Raw genomic sequence first — 8,929 nt, forward strand, 5'->3', positions numbered from 1 at the left:
CCCGCCTGGTTGGACAGCAGGACGCCCTGGTTGCGGCCGCCGATCTCGCCCTTGAAGGGCTGGTAGTCGTGGAACAGGCGGTTCATGATCGCCGTGCCGCGTGTATCGGTCAGAAGCTCGGACTGGTAGCCGATCAGGCCACGGGTCGGGGCAAAGAAACGCAGGCGCACGCGGTCGCCGCCGGATGGGCGCAGTTCGACCATTTCGCCCTTGCGCTCGGCCATCTTCTGCACGACGATGCCGGAATGTTCCTCATCGACGTCGATGACGACTTCCTCGACCGGCTCCATCAACTGGCCGGTTTCCGCGTCCTTGTGCATGACGACGCGCGGACGCGAAACGGCAATCTCGAAGCCTTCGCGGCGCATGGTCTCGATCAGGACAGCGAGCTGCAGTTCGCCGCGACCGGAAACATAAAACGAATCCTTGCCCTCGGCTTCCTCGATCTTCAGCGCGACATTGCCTTCCGCCTCTTTCAGCAGGCGGTCGCGGATGACGCGGCTCGTCACCTTGTCGCCCTCGGTGCCGGCAAGCGGACTGTCATTGACGATGAAGGACATGGTGACCGTCGGCGGGTCGATCGGCTGGGCCTGAAGCGGCTCGGTCACGGACGGGTCGCAGAACGTGTCGGCAACCGTGCCCTTGGAAAGGCCGGCAATGGCGATGATGTCGCCCGCCTGGGCTTCCTCGATCGGCTGGCGCTCGATGCCGCGGAAGGCGAGGATTTTTGACACGCGGCCGGTCTCAACCGTCTTGCCGTCCTGGGAGAGGACCTTGACCGGCTGGTTCGGCTTGATCGAACCGGAGAACACGCGGCCGGTGATGATGCGGCCGAGATAGGGATTGGCTTCCAGCAGCGTGCCGATCATCTTGAACGGACCTTCCGCAACCTTCGGGGCCGGCACATGGTCGACGACGAGGTCGAGCAACGGGCCGAGGCCCTGGTCCTGCGGGCCTTCCGGCGCGGTGTTCATCCAGCCGGCGCGACCGGAGCCGTAGAGAATGTGGAAATCGAGCTGTTCGTCGGTGGCGTCGAGTGCGGCAAACAGGTCGAAGACCTCGTTGACGACTTCATCGGCGCGGGCATCCGGGCGGTCGATCTTGTTGATGGCGACGATCGGTTTCAGGCCGACCTTCAGCGCCTTGCCGACCACGAATTTGGTCTGCGGCATCGGGCCTTCGGCGGCGTCCACCAGCACGATCGCGCCGTCCACCATGGAGAGGATGCGCTCCACCTCGCCGCCGAAGTCGGCGTGGCCGGGGGTGTCGACGATGTTGATGCGGGTATCCTTCCAGACAACCGAGGTTGCCTTGGCGAGAATGGTGATGCCGCGTTCCTTCTCGAGGTCATTGCTGTCCATCACGCGCTCATCGACGCGCTGGTTTTCGCGGAATGCGCCGGACTGCTTAAGGAGCTCGTCAACGAGCGTCGTCTTGCCATGGTCAACGTGCGCGATGATCGCGATATTGCGAAGTGCCATTTTTATCGATCTCTGGGGCTGGGCGCGGGCATGTCGCAACGGCGGGAGGACCGCTGCCAATTGGGAGGCGCCTGTTACACTTGCCGCGCTCTTACACATTTTTTGACGAAAACGAAAGAGAATGTTTTGTGGCAGGGCTTTGCGGCGGCCCGCGGTGACGCCTCCGGCGGCTTTCGGGGCATGCTTGCGCACCCTAGTCGAAGCCCAGAAGCAGGGCGCCCTGATAGAACAGGAAGGCGATCACCCAGGCATAGAGGAGCGAAAAGACAAGCGAGAAGGTCATGAAGCCCCAGGACCGGCTTTCGGCCTTCACGGTGGCCACCGTCGTCAGGCAGGGCGTGTAGAGCAGGCAGAACAGGCAGAAGGAATAGGCGGCCGCCGGCGAGACCGAGACGGCGATCTGGTGAGCGACGAGACCGGACGACATGGGCCGGAAACCTTCCGGCTTCCGGCCCGTTTCGAAAAGCGGCTTACGGTCGGATTACATCGTGGCGCCGACCTGCCACGGCACGAATTCATTGTCGCCGAGGCCGAGCGCTTCCGACTTGGTCTTCTGGCCGGAGGCGGTGGCGATCAGGTAGTCGAGCAGTTCCTCGCCCTTCTTGTGAAGGTCGGCGCCGTCGGAAAGAATGTCGCCGCAATTGAGATCCATGTCGTCCGGCATGGAGGCGAACAGCGCGGAGTTGGTCGCGACCTTCACCGTCGGCGTCGGCTTGGAACCGAAGGCCGAGCCGCGTCCCGTTGTGAAGCAGAGGATTTGAGCCCCGCCGGCGATCTGGCCGGTGGCCGAGACCGGGTCGTATCCGGGCGTATCCATGAACAGGAGGCCCTTCTCGCGGATCTGCTCGCCATATTCGAGAACGTCCATCAACGGCGTGCTGCCGGCTTTCGCGACCGCGCCGAGCGATTTTTCCAGAATGGTGGTCAATCCGCCCTGCTTGTTGCCGGGGGAGGGATTGTTGTCCATCGAGCCGTGATTGGCTTCGGTATATTCTTCCCACCATTTGATGCGGGCGAGCAGCTTCTCGGCGACCTCCTTGCTTACCGCGCGGCGCAGGAGTAGCTGCTCGGCGCCGTAGATTTCCGGCGTTTCGGAGAGAACCACAGTGCCGCCCATGCCGACGAGAAGGTCGGAGGCGATGCCGAGCGCGGGATTGGCGGTAATGCCGGAAAAGCCGTCGGAACCGCCGCATTGCAGGGCAAGCTTCAACTCGGAAACCGGAATTTCAACTCGGCGGGCCTCATCGACCTTCGGCAGGAGTTCCTTGATGTGGTCGACGATCTTGTCGATCGATTTCTGCGTGCCGCCGTTTTCCTGGATGGTCATCATGAAGAAACGGCTTTCGTCCATCTCGCCATGGATCTCGCGCATGCGGGCAAGCTGCATCTGCTCGCAGCCAAGGCCGACGAAAAGCGCGGCGCCGACATTCGGATGCGTCGCATAGCCCCAGAGAACGCGCTGCAGATTGTCGAAGCCGGGGCCAGAATTGGCCATGCCGCAGCCGGTGCCATGGGCAAAGGCGGCAACGCCGTCGACATGCGGATAGTTATCGAGAATGCCGGAATGGTTGATGATGTCGGCGGCGCGGCGGATCACCGTCGCCGAACAGTTCACCGTGCCGCAGATCGCGATATAATTGCGCGTGCCGGCGGAGCCGTCGGCGCGGCGATAGCCCATGAAGGTGCGGGGCACGACGGCGGGGATGGCGGCCTTCGCCGTTTCCAGATCGGCGCCGATCTCGTAGTCGCGGCCATGGTCGCCGAAGGTGCAATTGTGCACATGGACGTGTTCGCCGGCCTTGATGTCGCGCGTGGCATAGCCGATCAACTGGCCGAACTTGAGAATGCCGCCGCCTTCGGGAATGTCGGTATTGGCGATCTTGTGCCCACGGGTCACCGGCTTGTCGAGCGGCACGCCGAAGCCAAGCGGCGTATCACCCGTGTCGGCGCGCCCGGCGAGGATGGACACCGTGTCCTTGGGGTGGAGTTTGAGACAGAGATCAGCCACGATAATACCTCCCGACCGGGTGCTCCCCGGGACAACTGCATTGGTCCGGGCGCCGCCGCAGACGAGCGACGCCCGGCGCTTGCCTATTTCACGGCCGCTTCGGCCATGGCGCGGGCGCCTTTTTCCACAAGGCCTTCATAGGCGGCGACGAGGCCTTCAACGAAGTCCTTGTTGTCCTGAAGCGTCTTGGGGAACACGTCGGAAACGCCGATCAGTGCGGTGACCTTGTCGCGCGGGGTTGCACCCGCGTCCGACAGCGCCTTGAGCCTCTCGGCGAGCGGGTCGCGCACGTCGATCGGGTTGCCGCGCTCGTCGACGCCGCCGACGTAACGCATCCAGGCTGCGATCGCGAGCGAGAGGCCCGGAACCGGCCGGCCGGCGTCGAGGCCTTCCTGAACCGTCTCGAGAATGCGCTGCGGCAGTTTCTGCGAGCCGTCCATGGCGATCTGCCAGGTCAGGTGGCGGATCGACGGGTTGGAATAGCGTTCGAACAGGGCTGCCGTGTAGTCCGTCAGGCTCACCCCGGGCGGCGCGTCGACGGCCGGAATGATTTCCTTTTCCCAGAGGAATTTGCAGTAGGCCGCAAAAACCGTGTCCGAGACCGTGTCGTAGATCGTTTCCTTGCCGGCCAGATAGCCAAGATAGGAAATCGAGGAATGCGTGCCGTTGAGGCATCTGAGCTTCATGTGCTCGAACGGGGTCACATCATCGACAAGCTGGGCGCCGACAGCGCCGATATCGGGACGTTCGCCGTCAACGAATTTGTCCTCGACGACCCACTGGCGAAAGGGCTCGTGCATCACCGGAACGGGGTCGTAGACGCCGGTCAGTTCCGCGACGCGCTCGATGTCTTCCGGCTTGGTGGCCGGAACGATACGGTCGATCATGGTGCAGGGGAAGGTGACTTCCTTTTCGATCCAGGCCTGCAATTCGGGATCGATCATGCCAGCGAGTTCGACGACGACGGCGTGGACGACATGGCCGTTGTTCGGCAGGTTGTCGGAGCTCATCACCGTGAACGGCCGGTGGCCTGCCTTGCGGCGGCGGTCGAGCGCGCGGACGATGTAGCCGAGCGCCGATTTCGGCCTGTTTTCGTCCTTCAGGTCTTCGAGGATGAAGGGGTGTTCGCGGTTGAGCTTGCCGGTCGACGGGAAATGGCAATAGCCCTTCTCGGTCACCGTCGAGGTGACGATCTTGATCTTCGGATCGGCCATCAGCGTCAGGACGGCTTCCGGATCATCGGGAGCATCAAGCACATCGTTCAGCACAGGGATCACCTGCGGCTCGATGCCCTCGGGCGCGAGCGAGACGGCCGTGTAGGCAAAGCCCTGCGGCTCGAATATCGCGCGCTGTTTCGGCGGCGTCATCAGATTGACGCCGACAATGCCCCAGTCGCCGCCGGATTTTTGCATTGCTTCATAGATATAAATGGCGCCGTGGGAGCGATAGAACGCTCCCAGGCCCAGATGCACAATCCCCGAGCCCGGACGCGGGACGTCCGGACGTTTCAACCGGGGAAGGCGTTCGGCTTTAGCGGGCAAGCCACCCTCCATCGACATTAAGGATCGCCCCGTTGATATAATCAGCGGCAGACGAAGCAAGAAAGACGGCCGTGCCGCCCAGGTCAGCCGGGTCGCCCCAGCGATTGGCCGGAATCCGGCCGAGAATTTCCGCAGAGCGTGCTTCGTCGGCGCGCAGTGCGGCAGTGTTGTTCGTGGCGATGTAGCCCGGCGCGATCGCGTTGACATTGATGCCCTTGGCCGCCCACTCGTTGCACATCAGCTTGGTGATGCCGGCCACGCCGCTTTTCGACGCGGTGTAGGAGGGAACGCGAATACCGCCCTGGAATGACAGCATCGAGGCGATGTTGATGATCTTGCCGGTGCCTGCGCGTTCGAGGACTTTCTTTGCAAAGCCCTGGCAGGTGAAGAACACCGCCTTGACGTTCATGTCCATGACGTCGTCCCAGTCTTGCTCCGAGAAGTCGACGGCATCGTCGCGGCGGATGAGACCCGCATTGTTGACCAGAATATCGATCGGTTTGTCGTAACCTTCGATGAATCTCTTGCCGTTCATCGGATCGGAAAGATCGAGGATCTCGCTGACGGCCTTGCCGCCGGCGTCCTTGATGATCTTCACCGTCTCGTCGCTGTCGCTGCGGCTGGTGCACAACACCTCCGCACCGGCCTCGCCAAGGGCAATGGCGATGCCCTGGCCGATACCGGTGTTGGCGCCTGTCACCAGCGCGCGCTTGCCTTCGAGAGAGAAAGAAAGAGCCATTACTTCAGCGTCTCCATGGATACCATTTCGACATCCTTGTAGTCGACATTGTCGCCGGCCATGGCCCAGATGAAGGTGTAGTTCGACGTTCCAGCGCCGCAATGGATCGACCAGGGCGGTGAGAGCGCGCCTTCCTCGTTCTTCAGAACGAGATGGCGGGTCTCGTCGGGCTCGCCCATCATGTGGAACACGCGGGCATTCTCATCGAGGTCGATGTAGAGGTAGGCTTCCGAACGACGGTCGTGAACGTGGGCCGGCATGGTGTTCCAGATCGAGCCCTTCTGCAGCTTGGTCATGCCGACAACGAGCTGGCAGGATTTCATCACGTCGGGATGGACGAACTGATAGATCGTACGCTCGTTGCAGTTTTCGGCAGCCCCCAGCGTCACATTCGCCGCTTCGGCGATCTTGATCAGGCGCGACGGATAGGTCTGGTGCGCCGGTGCGGAAAGAATGTAGAAGCGGCCCTCACCGGAAAATGTGATCTTGCCGGCCCCCATGCCGAGATAGAGCATGTCGCCGTGGACCATGTCGTATTCCGCATCGCAGGTCACCTTTCCGGGGCCGCCGAGCTTCACGATCGTCATCTCGCGACGGTCGAGGATCGAGGCGGTGCCGCAGGGCGCGACGTGATCGAGTTCCAGCGGGCCGTCTGCCGGGCAGGCGCCGCCGACGATCATGCGGTCGTAATGGGTGTAGATGAGATTGATTTCACCGGGAACGAAAAGGTTGCTTGTCTGGAAATGTTCGCGCAGTTCGCTCGTGTCGAACGTGCTCGCCGTGACCGGATCGATCGCGTGGCGAATTTCGATATTCAACATCTTATTCTCCTTCACTTCATTGAAAAGACTTCACGTTCGGGACGTGAGGGCGTCGGTCTCCATGCCCCGTTCACGCCTCCGTCAGCTTTGGGGCCAAGGCTGGCGCCGTGCCGGTGACACCCCCGCCGGCTTTCGGCGAGAGGCGGATTTCCCCCGACCGGCCTTTCAGTGCACACGCTCAGCCGGCAAAAAAGCGGCAGTCAGAGCGCAAACGCCGGTCGCCGGAACAGGATAGAGACCGCTGCCAAATGGAACGGGCAGAAATCTGGACTCCGGTGTCCGGCCTGGACATAGGGCGGCCGCGCCAGGAAGAAAGGCGCGGCATTCCAGACTCTTTCAAGCGTTTCGCAAGGCCCTCCCTCCGCTTGAAATCGGCAATTGCTACAGCCGGTATGCGCGCTTGACCAGGTTGTAGGTCAGGTCGCGCGCGACTTCCGGAGCCTCGTCTTCGTCGAGGCGGCCGGTGGCGACCAGGGTCGCCAGGAAGGCGCAGTCGACGCGGCGGGCAACATCGTGGCGCGCGGGGATCGAGCAGAAGGCGCGCGTGTCGTCGTTGAAGCCGACCGTATTGTAGAAGCCCGCCGTTTCCGTGACCATTTCACGGTAGCGGCGCATGCCCTCGGGACTGTCGTGGAACCACCATGCCGGGCCGAGCCGGAGCGCCGGGTAGACGCCGGCAAGCGGCGCCAGTTCACGCGAATAGGCGGTCTCGTCGAGCGTGAACAGCACGATCGTCAGGTCCGGCTCCATGCCCACGGCATTGAGCAGCGGACGCAGCGCCTCGACATAGTTGGTCTGCGCGGGGATGTCGAAGCCCTTGTCGCGGCCGTGGCGGGCCATGACCTCTGCCGAATGGTTGCGGGTGGAGCCCGGATGGATCTGCAGCACCAGGCCGTCCTCGAGGCTCATGCGGGCCATCTCGGTCAGCATGTGGCCGCGGAAGGCGTCGGCTTCCTCGGCCGAGCATTCGCCTTTCAGCGCCTTCTTGAGCAGCGCTTTCGCATCGGAGCGCGACAGGTCCTCCGTGCGCGCGGTCGGGTGGCCGTGGTCGGTCGAGGTGGCGCCATACTGCTTGAAAAAGGCGCGGCGGATGCGGTGCGCCTCCAGATAATTGTCGTATTTGGTGGCGTCGACGCCGGTCAGCTCACCGAATTTTTCGACGTTCTCGGCAAAGCCTTCGAAATCGGGGTCCACGACCGGGTCGGGGCGGTAGGCGGTGACGACCTTGCCGCCCGTCCAGCCGGAATCCCTGATCATCGCGTGCCATTTCAGGTCATCGAGCGGGCTTTCCGTGGTCGCGATCACCTCGATGTTGAAGCGTTCGAACAGGGCGCGCGGGCGGAATTCCGGCTTCTGCAGGCATTCGTCGATATGGTCGTAGAACTCATCGGCGGTTTCGGGGCCGAAGCGCTTTGTGAGGCCGAAAACATGTTCGAAGGAATGTTCCAGCCAGCCGCGGCTCGGCGTGCCGCGCAGAAGGTAGAAGTTCTCGGCGAAGAGGCGCCAGATCTTGCGGCTGTCGGTTTCTGTCTCGCCGCCGTCTACCCGCGGCACGCCCAGATCGGTCAGCTTCACCCCTTGCGAGCAAAGCATGCGGAAGACATAGTGGTCCGGCACCACGAACAGCTGAGCCGGATCGGGAAAGGGCTCGTTTTCTGCGTACCAGCGGGGGTCGGTGTGGCCGTGCGGGCTGACAATCGGCAGCGTGCTGATTTCATTGTAAAGCGCGCGCGCCAGGTCCCGCGTCTTCGGTTCGATCGGAAAAAGCCGGTCCTTGTTCAGCATCTCTTCGTCTCCCGCATCGGGTTTTTCTGATGGAATGCACGATTGCATTTCTTCAGAAAACTAATATGTTAGTATGCGAAACCTGTCAATGGGAGGAATGAATGGTCGGGAAATTAAAAACCGGAGCGCTGGATCAGGCCCGCCAGCCGACCGTGACCGACCTGGTCTATGCCCATCTTTATCGTCAGGTCATCGAGAACGAGTTGTCGCCGGGCTCCAAGCTTTCCGAGGTCGAGGTCGCGCGGGTTCTCGGCGTCTCGCGCCAGCCCGTGCGCGACGCCTTCTACCGGCTCTCGCAGCAGGGCTTCCTGCTGATCCGACCGCAGCGGGCGACGCTGGTCACCCATATCTCGAAGCGGGCCGTGATGCAGGCGCATTTCATCCGCAGCGCCCTCGAACTTGCGACTGCGGAGGCCGCCGCCCGGTGCTGCACGCAGGAAGACGCCGATATGCTGCGGGCCAACATCGCTGAACAGGACGCCGCCATCCGCGCCGGCGACAAGGCCGGCTTTCACGCCCTCGACGACGAGTTCCACAAACAGATCTGCGAGCTT

8 protein-coding genes are annotated in these 8,929 nt (G+C 62.6%); 1 reads left to right on the forward strand and 7 read right to left on the reverse strand.

Annotation, left to right across the window (positions count from 1 at the left end):
* The 7 genes from AC5DC2_RS14230 to uxaC form a co-directional block, all read right to left on the reverse strand.
* The coding region (locus AC5DC2_RS14230) for a GTP-binding protein TypA/BipA (protein WP_491698943.1) at nt 1–1,481 on the reverse strand (1,481 nt) is incomplete at its 3' end.
* A 193-nt stretch (nt 1,482–1,674) separates the two neighbouring features.
* On the reverse strand, nt 1,675–1,908 hold the full coding sequence (locus AC5DC2_RS14235; RefSeq protein WP_491698944.1) for a hypothetical protein: 234 nt from the start codon (nt 1,906–1,908) through the stop codon (nt 1,675–1,677).
* Nucleotides 1,909–1,962: 54 nt separating this feature from the next.
* Nucleotides 1,963–3,492 (reverse strand): UxaA family hydrolase, encoded by a 1,530-nt coding sequence (locus AC5DC2_RS14240; protein WP_491698949.1) that lies wholly within the window; start codon nt 3,490–3,492, stop codon nt 1,963–1,965.
* 80 nt (nt 3,493–3,572) lie between these two features.
* Nucleotides 3,573–5,048 (reverse strand): mannitol dehydrogenase family protein, encoded by a 1,476-nt coding sequence (locus tag AC5DC2_RS14245; RefSeq protein WP_491698945.1) that lies wholly within the window; start codon nt 5,046–5,048, stop codon nt 3,573–3,575.
* The gene (gene kduD, locus AC5DC2_RS14250; protein ID WP_491698946.1) at nt 5,020–5,769 is read right to left on the reverse strand and encodes a 2-dehydro-3-deoxy-D-gluconate 5-dehydrogenase KduD; all 750 of its coding nucleotides are present in this window, start codon (nt 5,767–5,769) and stop codon (nt 5,020–5,022) included. The genes AC5DC2_RS14245 and kduD overlap by 29 nt, the downstream gene beginning before the upstream one ends.
* Entirely contained in the window at nt 5,769–6,590 is an 822-nt protein-coding gene (kduI, locus tag AC5DC2_RS14255) for a 5-dehydro-4-deoxy-D-glucuronate isomerase (RefSeq protein ID WP_200335458.1), read from the reverse strand. The genes kduD and kduI overlap by 1 nt, the downstream gene beginning before the upstream one ends.
* A 381-nt stretch (nt 6,591–6,971) precedes the next feature.
* Nucleotides 6,972–8,375: a glucuronate isomerase gene (gene uxaC / locus AC5DC2_RS14260; protein ID WP_491698947.1), complete on the reverse strand. Its 1,404-nt coding sequence runs from the start codon at nt 8,373–8,375 to the stop codon at nt 6,972–6,974.
* Between the two features lie 101 nt (nt 8,376–8,476).
* Between uxaC and AC5DC2_RS14265 the strand changes: the two genes are divergently transcribed.
* Nucleotides 8,477–8,929, forward strand: a 453-nt coding sequence (locus AC5DC2_RS14265) for a GntR family transcriptional regulator (RefSeq protein WP_491698948.1), incomplete at its 3' end; no start/stop codon positions are given.

This window comes from Martelella sp., from assembly GCF_984369615.1.